We start from the raw sequence: 23815 nt of genomic DNA on the forward strand, positions 1-23815 counted from the left end.
CCGGGTCTGACTCAGGAACGGGCTCTCTCGCACCAATGAGCTTACCGACCTCTTTGCCGACGCCACCCGCCCAATTTATGCTCCCACACCCGTTTCATCCTCCGTGGTCGCGCGCAGCGCGGTGGTAGACTCAGGATGACAACGTTTCTTTCGTGCAGATCGACCGATCGGGTATGAGATCCCTCCTCCGCATTCTCGCGCCCGGCATCGCCGCGCTCGGCGTGGTGTCGACCTCCGCGGCGCAGGCGACGCTGTACCGCTCGGACGCGTTCACGGTCACCGACACGTCGGTGCGGCAGGGGCGGTTCGAAGCGGTGGCGCTCTCACGCGACAGCATCATCTCCACCTATCCGCGCTCGGGGCGGGAGATGCACTTCCGGTTCAGCCTGAACGGCCAGGACAACGAGTTCCGGCCCGGCGCCGAGCACACCCTCTACATCCGCCCCACCGGGGGCCGCATCGAATCGCCCGTCTACGTCTTCGGCCGGGAGCAGCCGCCCGTCGTCCCCACGCCCGAGGCGTTCGCCACCAGCGAGGAGGGCGTCGCGCAGGTCACCATCCGCCTGGACCTGCGCCACGTGCTGCGCGCCTTCGCCCGGGAGGGGGCGTACGACCCGCCCGAGGGCCCGCCGATCCGCCGCCAGGACTTCCGCGCCGTCTACGCCATCGGCGACGTGGAGCCGCTCAGCTGGGACGTGCGCGGCCTGCGCCCCGGCTCGCCCGCCGAGCTCACCGACCCGGACGGCGACTCCGTCTTCACCGCCGTCCTCCCGATCGAGGCGCAGTACACCCGCCCGCGCGACGCCGCGGGGCGCGCGATCTGGGCGCGTCGGGCCGACGTGTCGGCGTTCCCGCAGCTGCGCTCGCCCGAGCGGCTGCTGGACGCGCTCTACCGGATGTCGCTGGAGGAGCTGACGCAGCTGGTGCGCGAGGACGGGGCGCTCTCGGCGGGCGCCAAGTGGCCCGGCGTGTGGACGCGCGACGTGGCGTACTCGTCGGTGCTGGCCCTCGCGATCGCGGCGCCCGACGCGGTGCGCCGCAGCCTGCTGGCGAAGGTGGACTCGGCCGGGCGCATCATCCAGGACACGGGGACGGGCGGGTCGTGGCCCGTCTCGACCGACCGGATGACCTGGGCGCTGGCCGCGTGGGAGCTGTACGCCGTGACCGGAGACCGCGGCTGGCTGCGCCAGGCGTACGACGTCATCCGCCGCTCGGCCGAGGCCGACCTGCACGCGATCTTCGACCCGGAGACGGGGCTGGCGGCCGGCGAGACGTCGTTCATGGACTGGAGGGAGCAGAGCTACCCGCGCTGGATGGAGCCGCGGGACATCGCGCGCTCGGCGGCCGTCGGCACCAACGCGGTGCACTACGCCACCTACCGCATCCTGGCCGACATGGCGGCGGCGCTCGGCGAGCCGTCCGCGCGGTGGAGCGAGACCGCCGCGGAGCTGCGCGGGGCGATCGACGCGCACCTGTGGCAGCCGGAGACGGGGTGGTACGCCGTCTTCCGCTACGGGCGTGGCTTCCAGTCGCTGGCGCCGCGCTCCGACGCGCTGGGCGAGGCGCTCGCCGTCATCTACGGCGTGGCCGACTCCGCGCGCCGGGCGACGCTCGCCGCCAGGAGCCCGGCGGTCGCGTTCGGCGCCCCCGTCTTCTGGCCGTACATCCCGAACATGCGGAGGTACCACAACGGCGCCCTCTGGCCGTTCGTGAACGCGTTCTGGACTTGGGCGGCCGCGGACGCGGGGAACACCGCGGCGGTCGAGCACGGGCTGGGCTCGATCTACCGGCCCGCCGCGCTCTTCCTGACCAACAAGGAGAACATGGTGGCCGAGACCGGCCACTTCGACGGCACGGTGCTGAACTCCGACCGGCAGCTCTGGAGCGTTGCCGGCAACCTGGCGACGCACTACCGCGTGCTCTTCGGGATGCGCTTCCGGCCCGACCGCCTGGTCTTCGCGCCGATGGTGCCGCCCGCCTACGCCGGCGAGCGGACGCTCTCCAACCTGCGCTACCGCGGCGCCATCCTCACCGTCACCGTGCGCGGCCATGGCGACGGGGTGGCGCGCGCGCGGCTGGACGACCGGCTGGTGGAGCGCGCGGAGATCCCGACCGGTCTCACCGGCGAGCACACGCTGGAGATCGAGATGAACGGACGCTGGCCGGCGGGACGGATCAACCGGGTCGAGAACCGCTGGGCGCCGGAGACGCCCGCCGCCACCCTCCAGGGCGGAACGCTGACGTGGACCGCGGTACCCGGCGCCGCCCGCTACGTCGTCTACCGCAACGGCCGGCCGATGTCGCAAACGACCGCGACGCGCGCGGCGGTCAGCGGGGCAGACCGCGTGGCGGAGTACCAGGTGCTCGCGGTCGACTCGGCGGGGCTGGAGTCGTTCCTGGGCGAGCCGGTGCGGGTGGCGCGGGAGGACGCGGTGATCGTCGCGCGGCCGCGGGGAGCGCCGCTGGAGCGCGAGCACGCGGGCTTCACCAGTGCGGGGTACGTCCGGCTCACGCGGGAGGCGAACACGACCGTGGAGATTCCCGTGCAGGTGAGTTGCGGGGGCGTGTACGACGTGGACGCGCGCTACGCCAACGGGAGCGGGCCGATCAACACCGAGGCGAAGGCGGCCATCCGCACGCTGCTGGTGGACGGCCGCCCCGCCGGCGTGCTGGTGATGCCGCAGCGCGGCACCGACCTGTGGACGGACTGGGGCTACGGCACGGCCGTGCGGGTGAGCCTCACTCCCGGCGCGCACACACTGACCCTGGCCTACACGCCGCTGGACGGGAACATGGACCGCCGCGTGAACACCGCGCTGCTCGACCACCTGCGGCTGACGCACCTCTCCGGGTGCCGGTGAGGCCGGGATCGGCCCGGGAAAACTTCACAAAGGAGAAGCGAGGGCACGGGAGATCGGATCTCCCGCGCCCTCGCTCTTTGGGGGATCGGCCGCCGTCCGGCGACGCTACCGCGTGCGCCGCACAATGATGTTGCCGCTGACGGTGTTGACGGAGAGGTCGGCGCCGCCGCGGCCCAGGGTGCCGCGCACGTGCTCGCCGACGCGGACGTTCACCCACCCGCGCCCGCGGTCGCGCCCGACGTGGCTGAGCGGGAAGTCGGACTCGATCTCGCCGGAGAGGGTGCGCGCCTCGAAGTCGGCGTCGATGCCGGCGGGGAGGCGGAGGGTGACGTTGCCGCTGACGCTGCGGAAGTCCAGGTCCTCGCCGCCCGTGCGGCCCAGCGTGGCGGTCACGTCGCCGCTGACGCTGGAGGCCTCGGCGGGGCCGGAGGTGGAGACCTCCACGTTGCCGCTCACGCTGTGGGCCGAGACCGCCGCGCGCAGCCCGGTCGCCGAGACGTCGCCGGAGACGGAGGCCGCCGCCAGCCGCACGCCGGCCGGGACGCGCACCACGAAGTCCACCCGGGCGTCGAAGTCGCGCCGGGACGAGCGGCGCCCGCGATTGGAGCAGTCGCCGTCGCCGCCGCGGCGGTCGTCGTCGTCCCGGTCCCGCCGCGAGCTTCCGCCGGTGTTGGGGAAGACGGCGCAGATCAGCATCCCGTCGCCCCGGCGGACCACGCGGATCTCCACCTCGTCCACGTCGTCGCCGCTGCGCCGGCCGACCACCTCCACCTCGCTCCCGGAGGCGGGCTCGGCGCGGACGTCGCCGTTCAGGTTGCGGATCTCGATCTCCTGCCCGCTGGCGAGGCGGCCGCTCCAGCGGAAGTCGCCCTGGCGCTGGGCGGCGAGGGGCGAGGCGAGGGCGGCGAGCAGCGCCGCCGCGGCGGCGATCCGGGTCGGGTTCATGGGATCGGGCTCCCGTCTTCTTCGTCGTCATGAGTAGAATCCCGGCCGCCGCTTCCGGCCCGCCGGTGGTGAGCACGCCCCCTATGATGCGCGCCCCAGCCGAAAGGGTTTGGATCGCATCCCGAACCTCGAGAAAAAGATCGGGCTCACGCAGAGTCAGCAGAGTCAGCAGAGGACTTCCTGGAGTTCTCTGCTGACTCCGCTGCTCTGCGTGAGGCCTTGCTGTTTTCCGGGTCCGGTGTCAGCGTCAGCCGTCCCGCGGCGGATCGATCCGCGCGCCTGACCACCGTCAATGCACCCAAGCGTTGCCCCAGTCCACTGAAGGGCGCGGCGTCGCGCTCAAGGTCGACGTCCTGGTCATCGGGGCCGGCCAGGCCGGGCTGTCGTCGGCGTACCACCTGAAGCGCCGGGGGCTGGCGCCGAACCGGGGCTTCGTGGTGCTGGACAAGTCGCCCGAGCCGGGCGGCGCCTGGCAGTTCCGCTGGCCGTCGCTGACGCTCAGCACCGTCAACCGCATCCACGACCTCCCCGGGATGAAGTTCTCCGAGGCGGTCGACACCGACGACGCCGAGGTGCAGGCGAGCGTCGCGGTGCCGCGGTACTTCGCGGCGTACGAGAAGGCGTTCGGACTCCCCGTCTACCGGCCCGTGACGGTGACGGTGGTGTGCGACCGCGGCGGGCGGCTGCGGATCGAGACGGACCGGTTCGACGTGTCGGCCCGCGGGATCATCAACTGCACGGGGACGTGGGAGACCCCGTACATCCCCAGCTATCCCGGCGCGGACCGCTTCCGGGGGAGGCAGCTGCACACGAGGGACTACCGCTCGGCCGGGGAGTTCGCCGGGAAGCACGTGGTCGTCGTGGGCGGCGGCATCTCGGCGATCCAGCTGCTCGACGAGGTCTCGCGGGTCACCACCACCACCTGGGTGACGCGGAGGCCGCCGGAGTTCCGCGAGGGGCCGTTCGACGAGGCGGCCGGCCGCGCGGCCGTGGCCATGGTCGAAGACCGGGTGCGCCGCGGCCTCCCGCCCGCCTCCGTCGTCTCGGTGACGGGGATCCCGATCACCCCCGCGATCGAGGCGATGCGGGCCCGCGGCGTGCTGAAGCGGCTCCCGATGTTCAGCGACATCGTGGAAGACGGCGTCCGCTGGCCCGACGGCACCGTGCTCCGGGCCGACGTCATCCTCTGGTGCACCGGCTTCCGCAGCTCGCTCGACCACCTGGCGCCGCTGATGCTGCGCGGGCCCGGCGGCGGCATCGTCATGACCGGTCGGCTGGCGACGCAGGTGGCGAAGGACCCGCGCGTCCACCTGGTCGGCTACGGCCCCTCCGCCTCCACCATCGGCGCCAACCGCGCCGGCGGCGCCGCGGCGAGCGAGCTGATGGCGTTCCTGGGATTGCCGTGACACGAAGCGGAGATCATCACTTTTGCCGAGCTTCGTTCAGAATCAAAAATCCACAACCAAGCCTCACACGGAGTCAACGGAGTTAACGGAGACAGCGGAGGATCTGGGGTTCTCCGTTGACTCCGTTAACTCCGTGTGAGGCCTTTCCGTAGAATTGAATCCAGAACGATCCTGTGCGAAATGGTATCAGCCGTGGTCTGGCGAATTCATGCAGACCACCACGCGCTCCGCGGCCGAGCGCCGGGCGGCCTCGATGACCTCCAGTCCCGCGACAGCATCGGCCGGGTCGACCGGCGGCGGGGCTCCGTCCCTGAGCGCCGCGGCGACGCCCGCGTAGAACTCCGGCCAGGCGCCGCGCTCCGTCGGCACGCTCACCCACTCCTCCCCGGCGCCCAGGCGCCCCCAGCGCTCCGGCGGCTCCTCGCCCCACCCGTGGTTGCCCGGCCAGCGGCCGCGGCGCAGCGCCTCCTCCTGCACGTCCAGGCCGCCCTTCACGAACGCCGCGCGGCTCCCCAGCACGCGGAAGCGCCCCGCGTGCTCCGCGGCGACGGCGCTCATCCACAGGTGCGAGCGGACGCCGGACGCGTGCGTCAGCGCCACGTACGCGTCGTCGTCCACCTCCACCCCGGGCCGGCGCCGGTCCAGCTCGGCGTACACGTGGCGCACCGGGCCGAACAGCACCAGCGCCTGGTCGACCAAGTGGCTCCCCAGGTCGTACAGCGCGCCGCCCGCCTCGGCGGGGTCGCCGCGCTCGCGCCACCCCGGCTTCGGCGTAGGGCGCCAGCGCTCGAAGCGCGACTCGAAGCGGTGGACGCCGCCCAGCGCGCCCTCGGCCAGGAGGCGGCGGAGCGTCAGGAAGTCGCCGTCCCAGCGGCGGTTCTGGAAGACGGTGAGGAGGAGGCCGCGCGAGCGGGCCTCGTCCACCAAGCGGCGCGCGTCCGCGGCGGTGGCGGCGAGCGGCTTGTCCACCACCACCGCGAGCCCCGCCTCCAGCGCCGCGAGCGCGAGCGGGACGTGGCTGCGGTTCGGCGACGCCACCACCACCAGGTCCAGCTCGTCGGCGCGCTCCCACAGCCGCTCGGCGGAGTCGGCCACCTCCACCCCGGGGTGCTCGGCTCGGGCCTGCCGGGCGCGCTCGGCGTTCGAGGTGACCACCGCCGCGAGCCCTAGCCCCGGCGTGGCGGCGATCAGGGGCGCGTGGAAGGCGGCGCCCGCCAGGCCGTAGCCGATCAGGCCCACCCGGAACTCTCCTCCTCCATCCGGTCTTCCGCTCATGCGTTGCCAGCCCGTTCGCTCATTTCGCTCTTCCCTCTTCACTGAGTCCGGCCCACTCATAGCGATCTCCCCGCACTATAGCAAGAAAAACTTACAATAGCGATCTGACCCCGCTCTCCTGCGCCGAGCGATGCCTCATACCACCTGTCCGACCGTGCATTCGAGCAACCTCGGTGCGGAGGCCCAGGTGCTTCAGGCGGAGGTCTGCCGGACCTGGTCCAGGAGCCCGGGTCCGGACATCGGGACTCACGCATGGACGGGTGAGGAGCGACAGGAAAGCCATGCGCACGCTGGTTCCTGATCGTGCGCCGCATGAGAGCGCTATCCCGCCACCGCGCGCACGATGCACCGCACACACGACGTATCGGATTGCGTGCGTGCGATTTATTGGCGCTTGACGTTCGAGTGGGCGAGCACTATCTAGATTGGAGGAGATTCGGCTATGCGCGAGGTGCACTCCTCAGAGTGATGCGTGGCCCGGAGAGGAGAACAGCACGGATAGGTTTGCGCGTTGGCCGAAATTCCGTCCACTGAACAATAAGTTAGACCGCTGGACAACACCTCGGCAGCCGCAGGTGATTCCTCCCGCTGATGCCTGTAGTTGTCACCTACCACCCCCGCACCCTCTCATCGCAATGCGAAACCGTATGATCACAGCATCCGCGCTTTCCGTCTGCAACCACCTTCGCCGTGCCGTCGGTCTCGCCTTAATCGCGGCGTCGTTACTTGCGATCCCGCGCAGCCATGCACAACCATCACTCCAACTCGCAAGGGACTACTACGTCTACCAGCCCGTTGCGAACGTGCGGCCGCTACCGGATTACACCGTCCACTCCGATCCGAACTGCGCGCACTACTTCAATGAGGGACGATTGTACCTGAATGGGGCGGCACGGACGTACAGCTTCGAGCTCACCTACCATGACCGGTGCCCAGCCAGCTTCTTCGAGACCAACTACACCATCATCGACCGCGGCAGCTTCACAGTCGCGGGGCGTCAGATTTCCTTCGTCCACGACCCTTCAGACGATGGCGAAAAGCCGCGGGAGGGCTTCGGCGGTCCGAAGCTGCTGGCGAACCTGCATCTCACCGCCCGACCGATGCGGTTCTCGCGGCCAATCCTGGACAACGTGCCGATTGGGATCGCGTTCGCGGCCTCGTTCCGACTTCCGGGTGCCGAGAGCACGAACGACATCAAGCTGATCCCGGGCGGGAACGTGAACCGGCATGACTTCACCTTCGCCGCTCTGCCGGGCGAGGCACCCGCTCCCCGCCGGGTGATCGCGACCGCAGCCCAAGCCGCGGACGTATTTATGAACGTGAGATTCACCCGCTGCGGAGATTCCCAATTCACCCGTTATCAGGCCCTCGGGTCAGCGGACCAGCGCCAGATCCACCAGTTCCGCGGACTCGTCACGCGCCTCCAGCCCACCCCACTTTCGCCGGCCGACCGGGCCAACGGGCTCGAGTACCGCGGAACCCTGCGTATCAGCGCCCCGCTTTACCGGTCCTACGACCGCTACGTCGGGCACTGGACCGCATGGAACGACAACGGAGAGGCGCCGTCGGTGCAGATCACGAAGGAGAACGGGCGCTGGTACGCGCAGTGGGGACTGGGTCGCAAGGTCGACCTGACCAACTTCGCGATCCCCGACTACGAAACGGTCCGCTGCAGCGACCTGCCCCGCTGATCGCTCGCGAGCCGCCCAGGGGAACCAAAGTTTGTGTGGCTGTCCATGCCTCGGCCGAGGAGAGCCTTGCGCGCCGGCCCCGCACCCTGACTCTTGTGTCGTTAGGCCGTTTGTGCGCTCAGATTCAATCCGAAAAGCTCATGCCTAGAAAACTAACTGGAAGCGACGGCGTAACTGTGACGATCCCCGATGGTTGGCGCGGCCTTCAAGGCAGCGACGGTCATATGGTTGCGATTCCGCCCGATGGGCGCGGTCTCCAAGGCAGCGATGGTCGCATGGTGGCTATTCCGCATGGCGGGCGCGGCTTGCAGGGCAGCGACGGACGCATGGTTGCGATTCGTGCCGGTGCACGAGGCGTTCAGGGTAGCGACGGCCGCATGGTCGAGATACCCGCAGGTGCGAGCGCCGTTCAAGGCTCAGATGGACGCATGGTCGCCATTCGGCCTGGCTACCGCGCGGTACGGGGTTCCGACGGGCGCATGGTTGGGATTCCGCCCGGCAAGATGGCTGTCGAAGATTCACGCGGACGAATGAGAGGCAAATAAACGAAGCGCTGCAACGAGAGTTAGCCTTACTGCACGCAAAGTAGACGTGGCCGAAGCTACGGCCTAACAATCGGCTGCGGGTGATGCGGGGTCGTCTATGATTTCGCCGACGACAGGCTTGCGCGCCAGCCCCGCACCCCTGACCCTTGTGTCGTTAGGCCGCCCTCCTCCTCAACCCTCCGTTCTGATGAGCCGCAAACTCCTAATCATCATCTTTGGCGCGACCTGCTGGATGGCCGGGTGCAGTGGTGAGTCGGCCGACAATCAAGCTCCAGTGGTGGAACCTGCAGCCTCGAGCTCAGCTTTGTCCGCTGCTCCACCAACCGTCCAGCCGAGTCCTGCTATCTCCGTTCCCGATGTTGCTGGGAAGACGCCATCGGAAGTGGCTGCCGTGTTGGGACTCTCCAGTTCACAGGAAACGATTCGGAACCAAGGGAGACCGTACACGAAGCGATACTATCGCGATGGTGATATTGAGATTGTGTACGTTGATGGAAAGGCTGATTGGATCACGATCTTCGGGCATGGCCAACTCCCGTTTGGTCCGGACGTCTTGCCGGCTCTTGGACTTCCAGCGACAGAACCCACATTCGCCAATCCTAACGGCGTCTATCGATGGGAGACGATCCCTGGCATTAGAGAGTTGAGTGTGTTCCTGGGTCAGGACGGCCGCGCGCACTATGCTTATGTTCTGGTGAACACCAAGCCGTAGACATTTCCCGGCTGAAGCAAAGCGCGCGAGGCGGCCGAACAATCGGCCGCAGGGGATGCGAGGGCCGTGCGTGCTTTCAGCGGACGACGAGCTTGCGCCGGCCCCGCACTCCTGACCCTTGCGTCGTTAGGGCGGCCAGCGAACTCACTCTTACAACGACGTCGTCGAGTTGGAGATCCGCCCTCATGGACCTCTCAGAGATATTCGGGAATCCGTGGCTTTCGATTCTGTGGCGCGTTCGAAAGGGCGAGTTTCCAAGTAACGCTGAGTTGGCAAAGGCCCTACGCGACGACACGCGGGGCAAGCCCCTCGCGCCCGAGGTTCGCGAGTATTTGGCTGGCCGCCTTGACGGCACCATCAGGCGCCCGCGAGGACGACCGCAACCAACGAACGAATACGAGCGCTGGACGCCTGCCCTCAACCTCGCATTCCGAGTGAGAGCATTGCAGGCCGCGTACAGGCTCAGTGGCCAGACGCGCCCACGCGAACGCGCGATCGAGGACGTAGCCAGAGCCGCCGGCCGATCTACCGATACTGTCCGTTCGAAGATCAAGAGCCTCAACAAGGCACCACGGAGCGTTCGCCTGATGATACCGTCGGCGTCCGAGGCCGAGAGTAGCCTTCTTGAGCTTCGAGATGAAGAGAAGGGAGGCGAGGGCTGGCTGAGAGACTACATCCGCGAGTTCCGCGAGAAGTGGTCGGATTAATCACTATTATTTCGACCTCTATGCTGCCACTGAGAACCCTTATCATTCTCTTACCGCTCGCGTTGCCAGTCGATACGCCACTCGATCTTGTAGAACGCGCGGGACAGGTCAGGCCATCAGGTAAGCCAGCTGCGGTGCCCCACATCGGCCCGCAGCATCCCTGACGGCCTTCCTGTGTTCCCTCGGCCGCGCCAGCCCGGTCGTTTCTCTGTGCCTCTGTGTGAGGCTTCAGCAGACCTTGTTTCCGCAACGATTCGTGCGGATCTGGTATCAGCTTCACGTTGACAGCGTCCCGCTCCCGGCCGGAGGACTTGTGCGGGGAACGCCGTCACTCGATAATTGTAATAATGTCTTCCAAATTAGACGGAGGCTTCGCAGCCCGACGAAACGAGCCCCTTCGGAGAACCGCGTATCGTGAGCTTCCCCATGGAACGGACGCCGCAGGAGCTGGTGGGTGCGATGTTCTCCACCCCGAAGGAGCTCCGGCACCTGGCCGAGCAGCAGTTCGGAGAGCTGTTCGTGCCCACCGAGGTGCTGGCGGACAGCCCCCACTCCGCCGTCATCGCGCTGAGCCCGGAAAGCCTGGGGCCGCTGGTGGTGCACGCCGAGCGCGCGCGCCACTGGTACCCGTACCGCGTCACCCGCGTCACCCGCGTGCACGCGGCGCGGGGCGACGGCCGCTCCTCCCCCCCGGACCGCTAGGCTCGGCGTCCGTCCACGCGGCCCGCCAGCCGGGCCGGCGCGGGCGACATCCCTTCTTCCCCGCCACATCCCGAAGTCCGATGGATTCCAACCGAGCATCCGGCGTATCGCGATCAACACGGGCGGCGGCGACGCGCCCGGGCTGAACGCCGTGATCCGCGAGATTCGTTCGGAATCAAGATCCGGATAAGTCTTACGATCGAAGTTCTCTGTGCCTCTGTGTCTCTGTGTGAGATCAAGACCAGACCGGCTCTCGCACGGAAGCAGCGGCGGACCGTTCGAAGTTCCTCCGTTGACTCCGTTTCCTCCGTGTGAGGCTCTTTTCGATCCTCCGCCGAGCTTGCCGGCATCCCCGCGGCACCGCACCTTCCCGCGATGCCGCACCACGACCTCTCCGCGCTCTCCCTGGCGCTCGTCCTGCTGGCGTCGGCGCTCGGCGGCGCGATCAACGCCATCGCCGGCGGGGGGACGCTGCTCACCTTCCCTGCGCTCGTCGGGCTGGGGGTGCCGCCGCTGGTGGCGAACGCCACCAGCACGGTGGCGCTCTGGCCGGGCGCGCTGGGGAGCATGTGGGGGTACCGTGAAGAGCTCGGCGGCGCCCGCGCCTGGGTGCTCCGCCTGACGCTGCCCAGCCTGGCCGGCGGCGCGCTGGGCGCGTGGCTCCTGCTCCGCACCCCGGCCGAGCGCTTCGAGCGCATCGTGCCGTTCCTGGTGCTCGGGGCCACCCTCCTCTTCCTCCTCCAGGGCCAGATCACGCGCCGGATGCGCGAGCGGCTCGCGCGCACTCCCCCCGGCCCGGCCCACGACGACGGCGGCGACCCGGCGGTGGCGCCGTGGCTGTTCGTCGTCGCGCAGTTCGCCACCGGCGTCTACGGAGGCTACTTCGGCGCGGGGATCGGCATCCTGATGCTGGCCACGCTGGGGCTGATGGGCTTCACCAACATCCACCGCATGAACGGGCTGAAGAACTGGGGCGCGCTGTGCATGAACGCCGTCGCCGCGGGGATCTTCGCCTTCAGCGGCATCGTCAGCTGGCCGGTGGCGCTCACCATGGCGGTGGGCGGGCTGCTGGGCGGCTACGCGGGCTCGCGCCTGGCCCAGCGCGTGGGCCAGCAGCCCGTGCGCCGCGCCATCGTGGCCATCGGCTTCGCCTCCTTCCTCTTCCTCCTCCTGCGCGGACTGTGACGCCGCGCCCGGAGCGCTTCGAAACCAGGCCGCCTAAGGGGTGAGCCGGTTCGGGCTCCGGTGGAGGAACGTCGCCTCGCGGATCGAGGGCAGCCCGAGCATGAGCATCAGCATGCGGGCGAGCCCGAAGCCCAGCCCCCCGTGCGGCGGGCAGCCGTAGCGGAAGAAGTCGAGGTAGTACTCCACCGACTCGCGGAGGCCCGCCTCCTGGGCCTGCCGCGCGAGCTGCTCGTACCGGTGCTCGCGCTGGGCGCCGGTGGTGATCTCCACCCCCTTCCAGAGGAGGTCGAAGCTCCGGGTGACGTGCGGGCGCTCCGGGTCGCGCATGTGGTAGAAGGGGCGGAGGCTCACGGGGTATTCGGTGATGAAGAAGAACTCGCTTCCGCGCTCCTCCAGCATGTGCCGCGCGATGATCCGCTCCCCCTCGGTATCCAGGTCTCCCGGCTTGGTGGCCGGCGCGATCTCGTGGCCCGCCCGCGCGAGGAACGCGTGCGCCTCCTCCATCGTGATGCGCGGGAAGGGAACCGGGGGGACGCGCACCTCCACGCCGAAGTGCTTTGCGATCTCTTCGCCGTGCTCCGCGCTCACGGTCTGGAGGATCGACCGCAGCCACTCCTCCTCGAACGACATCACGTCCTCGTGCGAGTCGATCCACGACATCTCCAGGTCCACGCTCGTGAACTCCGTCGCGTGCCTGGGCGTCATCGACGGCTCCGCCCGGAACACGGGCCCGATCTCGAACACCCGCTCGAGCCCCGCCGCCATGGCCATCTGCTTGTAGAACTGCGGCGACTGCGCGAGGTAGGCCTTGCCGAGCTCGAAGTACTCCATGCTGAAGGTCTCCGAGCCCGACTCGCTCGCGCTGTGCATCAGCTTCGGCGAGTGGATCTCCACGAACCCGCGCTGGATCCAGAAGTCCCGCATCGCCTTCTCGGTGGTCGTCTGGACCTCGAACAGGAGGTGGTGGCGCGGGCGGCGGAGCGAGAGGAACCGCCAGTCCAGCTGCAGCTCCGGCGCGGACGCCTCCTCGACCGGCAGTCCGGGCTCGGCGCGGCTCACGACGTCGATCCCGGCGGCCGCGATCTCCATCCCGCCCGCCTTGACGTGCGGGTTCAGGCGGAAGGTGCCGCGCACCTCCACCGCCGAGCCCGGCGTGACGTCCACGGCGACGCGCTCGAGCCCGGTGGCGGGCTCGCCGCGCTCGACCATCACCTGCACGCTCCCGCTGCGGTCCTGGACGATCAGGAAGACGACCCGCCGCAGGACGCGCGTGTTGACGACGAAACCCTTGACCAGCACTTCCGTACCGTCCAGGCCCTCCAGCCCGGATATCATCGTTCTCATCATGGTGCCCCAGAGGTTCTATGTAACGCGAGGTGCAGTTCGATTCCAACTTACAACGGAGTTCCTGCGCCCGCTCCGATCTCCTCCAGCCGACCACGCGCGACGCTTCTCCAGCGGCTGCGCGGAGACTTGCGTTTGTCCCGGGAAACCGGCACCGTTCGTGTCCTGACTTTGCCGAAACCGGCCCTTTCTTCGTCCCAGGAATCTGATGGATTCTGATCCACGCTCTCCGTCCCCGCAGGTGCGCGAGGCGGCCGCGCCCGCACGGCGGACGGGGCTGCGCCGCGGGCACCTGGCCCAGCTGGAGAGCGAGGCGATCTACGTGCTGCGCGAGACGGCCGCGCAGTTCGAGCGCCCGGTCCTGCTCTTCAGCGGCGGCAAGGACTCGATCTGCATGGTGCACCTGGCGAGGAAGGCGTTCTGGCCGGGGAAGATCCCCTTCCCCCTCCTGCACGTCGACACCGGCCACAACTTCCCCGAGACGCTCGAGTTCCGCGACCGGCTCGCCGCGTCCACCGGCGCCGAGCTGATCGTTCGCCGGGTGCAGGACTCGATCGACGCCGGGCGGTGCGTGGAGGAGCCGGGGCCCAACCCCAGCCGCAACGCGCTGCAGACCGTCACCCTGCTCGACGCGCTCCGCGAGCTGCGCGCCGACGCCGCCCTGGGCGGGGGCCGGCGCGACGAGGAGAAGGCCCGCGCCAAGGAGCGCTTCTTCAGCCACCGCGACCGCTTCGGCCAGTGGGACCCGAAGAACCAGCGCCCCGAGCTCTGGAACCTCTTCAACGGCCTGCGGCACCCCGGCGAGCACTTCCGCGTCTTCCCCCTCTCCAACTGGACCGAGCTGGACGTCTGGCAGTACGTCGAGCGCGAGCGGATCGAGCTGCCTTCGCTGTACTTCGCGCACCGCCGCGAGGTGGTGGAGCGCGACGGGATGCTGCTGGCGGTGGGCCCCCACAACCGCGCGCTCCCGGGCGAGCGCTCCGGCGTGCGGCGGGTGCGCTGCCGCACCGTGGGCGACATGACCTGCACGGGGCTGTGGGAGAGCGCGGCCACGACGGTCGAAGAGGTGGTGCGCGAGGTGGCCGCCGCCCGCCGGGCCGAGCGCGGCGGGCGCGGCGACGACCGGCGCGGCGAGGCGGCGATGGAAGACCGCAAGCGGCAGGGGTACTTCTGACCGTGGAACCCATGCGGGCCGTCCCCCCCCTCGCGGAAAGCCCGGGCGAGGCGTCCCCCGCCCCCGCGGCGGCCGGGCACGCCGCGGCCGAGCCCGACCTGCTGCGCTTCACCACGGCGGGGAGCGTGGACGACGGCAAGAGCACGCTCATCGGCCGGCTGCTGCACGACACCGGGGCCATCCCCGACGACCAGCTGGAGGCCGTCCACGCGGCCAGCCGGCGCCGCGGCGAGAGCTGGCTGAACCTGGCGCTCCTCACCGACGGGCTGCGCGCCGAGCGCGAGCAGAACATCACCATCGACGTGGCGTACCGCTACTTCGCCACCCCGCGCCGCCGCTTCATCGTCGCCGACACGCCGGGGCACCTCCAGTACACGCGCAACATGGTGACCGGGGCCAGCACGGCGGAGCTGGCCGTGGTGCTGGTGGACGCCCGCAAGGGGGTGCTCACCCAGTCCCGCCGGCACGCCTTCATCGCCTCGCTGCTCGGCATCCCGCACGTCGTCGTCGCGGTGAACAAGATGGACCTGGTGGACTACGCGGAAGACGTCTTCGAGGCGATCGCCGCGGAGTACCGCGAGTTCGCCGCGCGGCTCGACGTCCCCGACCTCGCCTTCATCCCCGTCTCGGCGCTCCACGGCGACAACGTGGTGGAGAAGGGCGCCCGCATGCCCTGGTACGGCGGGACCACCCTGCTGCACCACCTGGAGACGGTGAACGTCGGAGGCGGCAACCTGGTGGACTTCCGCTTCCCCGTGCAGTACGTGGTGCGCCCCCACCAGGACTACCGCGGCCTGGCGGGGCGCGTGGCCTCGGGGACCGTGGCGCCGGGCGAGGAGGTGGTGGTGCTCCCCGGCGGGCAGGCGAGCCGGGTGCGCGCGGTGGAGACCGCCGACGGGGCGCTGGAGGAGGCGGTGGCGGGCGACTCGGTGGTGCTGACGCTGGAAGACGAGATCGACGCCGGGCGCGGCGACCTGGTGGTGCGCCGGCGCAACCTCCCCGTGGTGTCGGGCCGCCTGGACGCCATGCTCTGCTGGATGGACGCCCAGCCGCTGGACCCGGCGGCCGACTACCTCCTCCTCCACACCACCCGCCGGGTGCGCGCGTTCGTCACCGAGGTGGTCTACCGCATCGACGTCGACACCCTGCACCGCCAGCAGGCGCGCACGCTGGAGATGAACGACGTCGGCCGCGTGCAGCTCGCCGCCACGGAGCCGCTCTGCTTCGACCCCTACGCGCGCAACCGCGCCACGGGGAGCTTCGTCCTGGTGGACCCGCGCACCCACGCCACCGTGGCGGCGGGGATGATCCGCGGCGAGGCGGTGGCGGCGCCCGTCGCGGAGAGTGCGAAGTGCGAAGTGCGAAGTGCGAAGTGCGACGGGCGGCAGACGTCTCCGGGCGTGGTCTGGGAGGAGTGGAACGTCCCGCGCGAGGAGCGCGAGGCGAGGAACGGCCACCGGGCCGCCGTGCTCTGGTTCACGGGCCTCCCCGCCGCGGGGAAGAGCACCCTGGCCCGGGCGCTGGAGCGGGCGCTGTTCGCGTCGGGGTGCCAGACGGTGCTGCTGGACGGCGACCAGGTGCGCCACGGGCTGTGCGGCGACCTGGGCTTCAGCCCCGCCGACCGCGCCGAGAACCTCCGCCGCGTGGGCGAGGCGGCCCGGCTCTTCTTCGAGCACGGCGAGATCGTGCTCTGCACCTTCGTCTCCCCCTTCGCGGACGACCGGCGGCGGGTGCGCGGGCTCTTCCCCCGCGGGCGCTTCTTCGAGGTCTGGGTGCGGGCGAGCGTGGAGACGTGCGCGGCGCGCGACCCCAAGGGCCTCTACGCCCGGGCCGCGCGCGGGGAGATGACGGGGCTCACCGGCGTCGACGCCCCCTACGAGGCGCCCGCCGAGCCGGAGCTGGTGGCCGACACCGAGGCCGAGGACGTCGACGCCCTGGTCGAAGCGATCCTCCGGCGGCTCCGCGACGAGGGGATCGTCCCTGAATCCTGAGAATGCTTTTTTCTCACGCAGAGTCAGCGGAGTGAGCGGAGAGCTCACCGCTTTCCGTGGTTTTCTCTGCTTCCTCTGCGTGAGGCCAGGCTGTTGTAATCCGATGAGACAGATATCGCCGGACGAGCACGGCTCCAGGCCCCACACCATCGTCATCGTCGGCGGCGGGTTCTCGGGCACGCTGACCGCGGCGCACCTGCTGCGCGGCGAGTGGCCGGGCGGGCTGCACGTGGTGCTGGTGAACCGCTCGGGCCCGCTGGCGCGCGGCGTGGCGTACGGCACCCGCAGCGCGGCGCACGTGCTGAACGTGCCCGCCGCCCGGATGAGCGCCTTCCCCGGCGACGAAGACCACTTCCTCCGCTTCGCCCAGGGGCGCGACCCCTCCGTCACGGCGGGCTCGTTCGTGCCGCGTAGCCTCTACGGCGACTACCTGGAGTGGGTGCTGCGGGAGGCGGTGGCGGCGCGCCCGGCCGCGACGCGGTTCACGCACCGCGTGGCGCACGCGGTCGACCTCCGCCTCCGCCCCGGGGAGGGCGCCGAGGTGGTGCTGGAAGACGGCGGCGGCGCCTCGCCGCTCCGCGCCGACCGAGTGGTGCTGGCGGCGGGGAGCTTCCCCCCGGCCGACCCGCCCGTGCCGGACCCCGCGTTCTTCGCGGGCGACCCGCGCTACGTCCGCGACCCCTGGGCGCCGGGCGCGCTGGACGGCGTGGACCCTGACCGCCCGGTGCTCCTGGTGGGGACCGGCCTCACCATGCTCGACGTGGCGCTCGACCTGCGGGGCCGGGGCCTGGGCGCCCCGCTGTACGCCATCTCCCGCCGCGGGCTCCTCCCCCGCCCCCACCGCTCGCCCGCGTCGCCGCCGCGCCCGGTGGAGCTCTCCGCCGCGCTGCTGGCCGGGCCCTGGACCGTGCGCCGCTACCTGCGCGAGGTGCGCCGCAAGGTGGCCGCCTCGCCCGACCTGGACTGGCGCGACGTGCTGGCGTCGATCCGCCCGGTGACGCCCGCGCTGTGGGCCGCGCTCCCGCAGAGCGAGCGGGCGCGCTTCCTCCGCCACCTGCAGCCGTACTGGGACGTGCACCGCCACCGGGCCGCCCCCGAGGCCGCGGCCGCCGTGGACGAGCTGGTCCGCTCCGGGCGCCTGCGGGTGATCGCCGGCCGGGTGCTCCGGCTGCGCCCCGGGCCCGGCGCGGTGCGCGCGAGCTTCCGCCGGCGGGGCGGCGGGGCGGAGGAGGTGGTGAGGGTGGGCACGGTGGTCAACTGCACCGGCCCCAGCGGCAACGTCGCCGCGCTGGGCGAGCCGCTGCTCGACTCGCTCCTCGCCCGGGGCCTGCTCACTCCCGATCCGCTGGGGCTCGGCGTCCGCACCGGCCCGGACCACGCGCTGCTGGACCGGGAGGGGCGTGCGTCGGAGATCCTCTTCTACACCGGCCCCCTGCTGAAGGCGGAGCACTGGGAGAGCACCGCCGTCCCCGAGCTCCGCCTCCACGCCGCCCGGCTGGCGGCGCACCTGCGCGCCACCGCACCCGCTCCCGCGCTCCCGTAGTCCGAGCGGGCGGCCATCCACCGAAAACGCCGAAGGGCGCCGGTCTCCCGGCGCCCTTCGGCGTTCATGGCGTGGGCGACGCGCCGGCGCGGCCTACTGCACCGCGTTGATCATGTCGAACATGGGCAGGTACATGGCCACCACGATGCCGCCGATCACGATGCCCATCACCACGATCATGATCGGCTCCAGGATCGAGGTGAGCGCCGAGACCGCCGCGTCCACCTCGTCGTCGTAGAAGTCGGCGATCTTGGAGAGCATCTCGTCCAGGCCGCCCGTCTGCTCGCCCACGTTGATCATCTGCACCACCATCGGCGGGAACACGCCCGAGGCCTTGAGCGGGTCGGCGATGGTGGCGCCGCCGGCGATGCTGGCGCGCGACTTCATCACCGCGTCGTGCACCACGCGGTTGCCCGCCGTGCGCGCGGTGATCTGCAGCCCCTCCAGGATGGAGACGCCCGAGGAGACCAGCGTGCCCAGCGTGCGGGTGAAGCGCGAGACCGCCGACTTGCGGAAGAGGTTGCCCAGCACCGGCAGCCTCAGCAGCAGCCGGTCGATCTGCAGCTGCCCCTGGTCGGTCTTGTAGTACTGCCGGAGCGCGAACACCCCCGCGATCATTCCCAGGATCATCAGCCAGATGTAGCTCTGCAGGAAGTTGCTGATGGCCAGCACCACGCGGGTGGGCGCCGGCAGCTCGAGCCCCGCCCCGGCGAACATCTCTGCGAACACCGGCACCACCTTCCAGAGCAGCACCGTGGTGCAGCCGATCACCACGAAGAGCATCACCGCCGGGTAGGTCATGGCGCCCTTGATCTTGCGGATCAGGGCGTCGTTCTTCTCCAGGAACACCGCCAGGCGCAGCAGGATGGTGTCCAGGATGCCGCCCGCCTCGCCCGCGGCCACCATGTTCACGTACAGCTCGGTGTAGATCTTGGGGTGCTTGCGCATGGCGTCGGCAAGCGTCTGGCCGGCCTGGATGTCCTGCAGCACCTGCTCGATGATCTTGCGGAACGCCTTGTTCTCGGTCTGCTCGGCCAGGATCGAGAGGCTCTGCACCAGCGGCAGGCCCGCGTTGATCATGGTGGCGAACTGGCGGGTGAAGATCACCACCTCGCGGGTCTTCACCCCGGTGCCGATCTGGAGCGAGAGCTCCTTGGCCTTGGCGTTCACCGAGATCGGGCGCAGCCGCTGGCGCACCAGGTAGCCCACCACCTCGTCGCGGGTGGGCAGCTCGATCTCGCCGTTCAGGATCTCGCCCGTCGTGGCGCGGGCGCTGTAGGCAAAGGTGGGCATCGTCTAACCCCAGGGGACAGGGAACAGGGTACAGGGGACAGCCTGCCTCAGGGCCGCCCTCCCATCCGGACTCGCGAGCGCCGATGGCCCCGGCGCTCCCGTCACCTCACCGATCCGTACTTCCGTACTTCGTACCTCGTACTCCGTACCTACGCCGGGACCGGCTCCCCCACGAGCTGCAGGAACTCGTTCGGGTCCGAGCTGCGCTTCAGGGCCTCGTCCAGGCTCACCTCGCGCTGGAGGTAGAGCTCCTTCAGCGCGTCGTTCAGCGTCTGCATCCCGTGCTTCTTCCCGGCCTGCATGATCGAGTAGATCTGGTGCACCTTGTCGTCGCGGATGCAGGCGCGGATCGCCGGGGTGCACACCATGATCTCGGCCGCCATCACCCGGCCGCGGCCGCGCGTCTTGGGCAGCAGCTGCTGCGTGAGCACCCCCTCCAGCACGAACGCCAGCTGCGCCCGCACCTGCGGCTGCTGGTGCGCGGGGAAGACGTCGATCACGCGGTTGATGGTCTCGGCGCAGCTGTTGGTGTGCAGCGTGGCCAGGCACAGGTGGCCCGTCTCGGCGATGGTGAGCGCCGCCTGGATCGTCTCCAGGTCGCGCATCTCGCCCACCAGGATCACGTCGGGGTCCTGGCGCAGCGCGTACTTGAGCGCGCGGGCGAAGCTCTGCGTGTCGCTCCCCACCTCGCGCTGGTTCACCATGCACGCCTGGTGGCGGTGGATGAACTCGATCGGGTCTTCGATGGTGAGGATGTGGCCGCGCCGCTCGCGGTTGATCTTGTCGATGATGGCCGCCAGCGTGGTCGACTTCCCCGAGCCCGTGGGGCCGGTGACCAGCACCAGCCCGCGCGGCTTCTCGGCGAACTTGGAGACCACCGGCGGCAGGCGCAGCTCCTCCATCGTGGAGATCTTGAAGGGGATCTGCCGGATGGCCAGCGCCACGCACCCGCGCTGCCGGTACACGTTGCCGCGGAAGCGCGCCAGGTTCTGGATCCCGAACGAGAAGTCCAGCTCGTCCTCGGTCTCGAAGCGCTTCTTCTGGTTCTCGGTGAGGATCGAGTAGGTGAGCTGCAGCGTGTCCTTGGGCGTGAGCACGTAGTCGCTGCCGCTGTCGGTGATGTGCCCGTCCACGCGCAGCTTGGGGCGCTCGCCCGCGGTGATGTGCAGGTCGCTGGCCCCGCGCTCGATCATCTCCTCCAGGAGCGAGCGCAGGTTGACGCTCCGCTGGACTACGCGGACGGACTCGGTGGCGATGGTCATTGGCCTTCGGCTGCTTCTCGGGTGGACCCGTCGGACGGCTGCGGTCTGCGGCGCGGGAACGGCTCCGCTCGTGCACCGTGCAAGACGCCTTGCGGAGTGCATGGCGGGCGCGGGCGGCGAACCGTGCTGCGGCGTGATTTCCGTGGTTTCGCGTGCAGTTGTTTCCAAGTTGCGTGCCGTCCCGGCGATTCCCCCCACCGCCACGTCCCCAAGCACGCGTCTATGTCGCCGGACCCGAGCCTCCGCGCGGGCCACGAAGGTGCCCCCTCCCCAACCCTCCCCCGCTGCGCGTCGCTGCGCGGGAGAGGGAGAACAACAGCTTGGACGCGACCCGTCGCGCACTGGGCGGGCCACCAGGAAGGCGGAGTAGATCCCTCAGGCGCCGCCGGACTCCGGGTGCGGGGACAGAACCGGTGCAGCGGCGCCTTCGGGATGACATCCGTCTGGTCGACGGTAGGAACCCCGCCCCACCCGTCGCCGCGCAGCGGCCGAAGTCCCTCCCCCAGGCTGTTTTGGGGGAGGGACAGGCGCCTCAGGCGCCAGGGAGAGGGCCCCCGCCGGGCGCCGCACCCTCCGCGTTCCCTTAAAAACGAAACCGGGCGCCCCGTCGGGAGCGCCCGGCCCGCTCACGCGGCCGTCTCCTTCACCACTTCTTCCAGCGTGGTGATCCCCCGCCGCGCCTTCACCATCCCGTCCATGCGCAGCGTGAGCATCCCCTCGGTGATCGCCTGCTGCTGCAGCTCGGCGGTCGACGCCCCCTGCAGGATCATCCGCCGCAGCGTGGGCGACATCGCCATCACCTCGTAGAGGCCCTGGCGCCCCTTGTACCCCGAGCCGCCGCACTGCTCGCAGCCCCGGCCGCGGTAGAAGGTGACGCCGTGCGTGTCCTCGGGCCTGATCCCGGCGGCGGTCAGGTACTCCGCGGGGTAGACCGCCTCTTCCTTGCAGTTGGCGCAGATGCGGCGCACCAGGCGCTGGGCGGTGATCAGGTTCACCGCGCTGGCCACGTTGAACGGCTCGATCCCCATGTCCACCATGCGGGTGATGGTGGAGGGCGCGTCGTTGGTGTGCAGCGTGGAGAGCACCAGGTGGCCGGTGAGCGCCGCCTTGATGGCGATGCCGCCCGTCTCCAGGTCGCGGATCTCGCCCACCATGATGATGTTGGGGTCCTGGCGCAGGAACGCGCGCAGCGCCGCCGCGAAGGTGAGCCCCACGTCGGGCCGCACCTGCACCTGGTTGATCCCGTGCAGGTTGTACTCGACCGGGTCCTCCGCCGTCATGATGTTGGTCTCGATGGTGTTGATCCGCGAGAGCGCGCTGTAGAGCGTGGTCGTCTTCCCCGACCCGGTGGGGCCCGTCACCAGCACCATCCCGTAGGGGTTCAGGATGGCGCGCATGAAGTCGGCCTCGGCCTTGGGCTCCATCCCGAACTTCTCGAGGTCGAGCGTCAGGTTCCCCTTGTCCAGGATGCGGAGCACGATCTTCTCGCCGAAGATGGTCGGCAGGGTGCTCACGCGGAAGTCGATCACCCGGCGGCCCACGCGCAGCTTGAGGCGCCCGTCCTGGGGCACGCGCCGCTCGGCGATGTTCAGCTCGGAGAGGATCTTGAAGCGGGAGATGAGCGCCGCCTTCATCTTGATCGGCGGCCGCATGATCTCCTGCAGCACGCCGTCGATGCGGTAGCGCACCCGCACGTCCTTCTCGTAGCACTCGAAGTGGATGTCGCTGGCCCCGCGGTGCACCGCGTCGGTGAGGATGCCGTTGATCAGCTTGACGACCGGCGCCTCCTCCACCGCCGCCTGGAGCGAGGTGACGCTCACCTCCTCCTCGCGGTCCTCCACCAGCTCCACGTCTTCCTGGTCGAACTGCTTGAGCAGCTCGTTGATCTTCTCGTCGGCCGACTCGTACTCGCGCTCGATGACCTTGCGCAGCGTGAAGTCGCCCGCGATCACCGGCTCGATGTCCAGGCGGGTGATGAACTTCAGGTCGTCGATCACCCCCAGGTCGGTGGGGTTCGACATCGCCACGGTGAGAGTCCGCCCCACGCGGCGCAGCGGGAGCACCTGGTGCTTCACCGCGATCTCGCCGGGGATCAGCTTCAGGATGCGCGGGTCCAGCTTGACGCGCTCCAGGTCCACGGCGGGGACGCGGTGCTGGCGGGCCAGGGCGCGCACCAGGTCGGGCTCGGCCAGGAACCCCAGCTTCACCAGCGAGAAGCCGACGCGGGTGCCGTTGGCGCGGGCGTCGTCCAGCGCCTTGAGCAGCTGGTCGCGCGTGATCAGCTGCTCGTGCACGAGCTGGTCGCCGATGCGATCAGCGGCGGGAGCCGAGACTGCCATGTTCCTCAGGGGGAGTGTAGCGCGGGTAGCCCGCCGGGAGGCAGGCGCCGGAACGGGAGCGTGACCGGGGATGAGCTGTCAAATTCGGTGCCACCCCCGGACGGCGTCAAGGGGAAGCGCGGACGTGCGGGCGGATGCGGGCCAGCGTGGCCGGCCCCACGCCGGCGACCTGCTCCAGCTCGTCGACCGAGCGGAAGCGCCCGTGCGCCGCGCGCCAGGCCACGATCCGCCCCGCCAGCGACGGCCCGATCCCCGGCAGCGCCTCCAGCTCCGCGGCGCTCGCCGCGTTCAGGTCGACGGCGCCCGCCGGGGACGCGGGGGACGCGCGTGGGCTCCCCGCGGCGCTCCCCCTCGGCGCGTCATTCTGCACGGGTCCGCCCAAAGCTGCACGACCGCCCGCCGCCGCCGGCAGCGTCACGTGCGGGGCGATCGCCGCGAGCGCGGCGGGGCCGATCCCGGGGACGGAGTCGAGGTCCGCCAGCGTGCGGAAGCGCCCGTGCTCCTGACGCCAGGCCACGATCTTCTCCGCGGCGCCGGGGCCCACCTTCGGCAGCCGGTCCAGCTCGTCGGCGCTCGCCGTGTTCGGGTCGATCTTCTCCCCCGGCGCCAGCGGCCGCGCCCGGCGCTCCGCGCGCGCCACCTCGCCCCGCACCTCGTCGCGCAGCGCGGCGAGCCCCCGCGCGTCGGCCTCGGCCGCCGGACCGCCGGTCAGCCCCGCCGGCTCGGGCCCGCTGCGGAGCGCCCGCGCGCCGACGCCCGCGGCCAGGAGGAGGGCGGCCACCCCGAGCGCCAGGCGCTCCTGCGGCGTGGTGCTCATCGGCGCTCCTCCGGCATCCCGCG

The 23815-nt window shown here is 70.4% G+C and carries 16 protein-coding genes; 9 read left to right on the forward strand and 7 right to left on the reverse strand.

Annotated elements, in window-relative coordinates:
• Positions 1-173: 173 nt before the first annotated feature.
• Positions 174-2861, forward strand: a complete 2688-nt coding sequence (locus VF746_10975) for a hypothetical protein (GenBank protein HEX8692935.1) — start codon at positions 174-176, stop codon at positions 2859-2861.
• Positions 2862-2966: 105 nt separating this feature from the next.
• Here VF746_10975 and VF746_10980 read toward each other — a convergent pair whose 3' ends face one another.
• Positions 2967-3806, reverse strand: coding sequence for a DUF4097 family beta strand repeat-containing protein (locus VF746_10980; GenBank protein ID HEX8692936.1), 840 nt, complete (start codon positions 3804-3806; stop codon positions 2967-2969).
• A 305-nt stretch (positions 3807-4111) separates the two neighbouring features.
• On the opposite strand from VF746_10980, the gene VF746_10985 reads away from it, so the two are divergent.
• Positions 4112-5212 (forward strand): FAD-dependent oxidoreductase, encoded by a 1101-nt coding sequence (locus VF746_10985; protein ID HEX8692937.1) that lies wholly within the window; start codon positions 4112-4114, stop codon positions 5210-5212.
• Between the two features lie 186 nt (positions 5213-5398).
• Here VF746_10985 and VF746_10990 read toward each other — a convergent pair whose 3' ends face one another.
• Positions 5399-6487, reverse strand: coding sequence for a Gfo/Idh/MocA family oxidoreductase (locus VF746_10990; GenBank protein ID HEX8692938.1), 1089 nt, complete (start codon positions 6485-6487; stop codon positions 5399-5401).
• Between the two features lie 647 nt (positions 6488-7134).
• On the opposite strand from VF746_10990, the gene VF746_10995 reads away from it, so the two are divergent.
• The 4 genes from VF746_10995 (at position 7135) to VF746_11010 (ending at position 12029) form a co-directional block, all read left to right on the forward strand.
• Positions 7135-8178 (forward strand): hypothetical protein, encoded by a 1044-nt coding sequence (locus tag VF746_10995; GenBank protein HEX8692939.1) that lies wholly within the window; start codon positions 7135-7137, stop codon positions 8176-8178.
• 1442 nt (positions 8179-9620) lie between these two features.
• Positions 9621-10142, forward strand: coding sequence for a hypothetical protein (locus VF746_11000; GenBank protein HEX8692940.1), 522 nt, complete (start codon positions 9621-9623; stop codon positions 10140-10142).
• A 414-nt stretch (positions 10143-10556) separates the two neighbouring features.
• Positions 10557-10844 (forward strand): hypothetical protein, encoded by a 288-nt coding sequence (locus tag VF746_11005; GenBank protein ID HEX8692941.1) that lies wholly within the window; start codon positions 10557-10559, stop codon positions 10842-10844.
• 375 nt (positions 10845-11219) lie between these two features.
• The gene (locus tag VF746_11010; GenBank protein ID HEX8692942.1) at positions 11220-12029 is read left to right on the forward strand and encodes a sulfite exporter TauE/SafE family protein; all 810 of its coding nucleotides are present in this window, start codon (positions 11220-11222) and stop codon (positions 12027-12029) included.
• 33 nt (positions 12030-12062) lie between these two features.
• On the opposite strand, the gene aspS is transcribed toward VF746_11010, so the two are convergent.
• A complete protein-coding gene (gene aspS, locus VF746_11015) occupies positions 12063-13364 on the reverse strand; it encodes an aspartate--tRNA(Asn) ligase (protein ID HEX8692943.1) in 1302 nt (433 codons plus the stop codon).
• A 217-nt stretch (positions 13365-13581) separates the two neighbouring features.
• On the opposite strand from aspS, the gene cysD reads away from it, so the two are divergent.
• From cysD to VF746_11030, 3 genes are all read left to right on the forward strand, one after another.
• Positions 13582-14547 (forward strand): sulfate adenylyltransferase subunit CysD, encoded by a 966-nt coding sequence (gene cysD / locus VF746_11020; protein ID HEX8692944.1) that lies wholly within the window; start codon positions 13582-13584, stop codon positions 14545-14547.
• An 11-nt stretch (positions 14548-14558) separates the two neighbouring features.
• Positions 14559-16538, forward strand: coding sequence for a sulfate adenylyltransferase subunit CysN (gene cysN, locus VF746_11025; GenBank protein HEX8692945.1), 1980 nt, complete (start codon positions 14559-14561; stop codon positions 16536-16538).
• 103 nt (positions 16539-16641) lie between these two features.
• A complete protein-coding gene (locus tag VF746_11030; GenBank protein ID HEX8692946.1) occupies positions 16642-18081 on the forward strand; it encodes an FAD/NAD(P)-binding protein in 1440 nt (479 codons plus the stop codon).
• Between the two features lie 93 nt (positions 18082-18174).
• Here the strand turns inward: VF746_11030 and VF746_11035 are convergent, their stop codons facing one another.
• The 4 genes from VF746_11035 to VF746_11050 form a co-directional block, all read right to left on the reverse strand.
• A complete protein-coding gene (locus tag VF746_11035; GenBank protein HEX8692947.1) occupies positions 18175-19374 on the reverse strand; it encodes a type II secretion system F family protein in 1200 nt (399 codons plus the stop codon).
• A 149-nt stretch (positions 19375-19523) separates the two neighbouring features.
• A complete protein-coding gene (locus tag VF746_11040) occupies positions 19524-20636 on the reverse strand; it encodes a type IV pilus twitching motility protein PilT (protein ID HEX8692948.1) in 1113 nt (370 codons plus the stop codon).
• A 626-nt stretch (positions 20637-21262) separates the two neighbouring features.
• Complete coding sequence (gene pilB, locus VF746_11045; GenBank protein ID HEX8692949.1) at positions 21263-22975, reverse strand: type IV-A pilus assembly ATPase PilB; 1713 nt, start codon at positions 22973-22975, stop codon at positions 21263-21265.
• A gap of 106 nt (positions 22976-23081) precedes the next feature.
• Positions 23082-23815: helix-hairpin-helix domain-containing protein (locus VF746_11050; protein HEX8692950.1), on the reverse strand; the 734-nt coding region annotated here is incomplete at its 5' end.

This window comes from Longimicrobium sp. (assembly GCA_036389795.1).
Classification (GTDB): domain Bacteria; phylum Gemmatimonadota; class Gemmatimonadetes; order Longimicrobiales; family Longimicrobiaceae; genus Longimicrobium.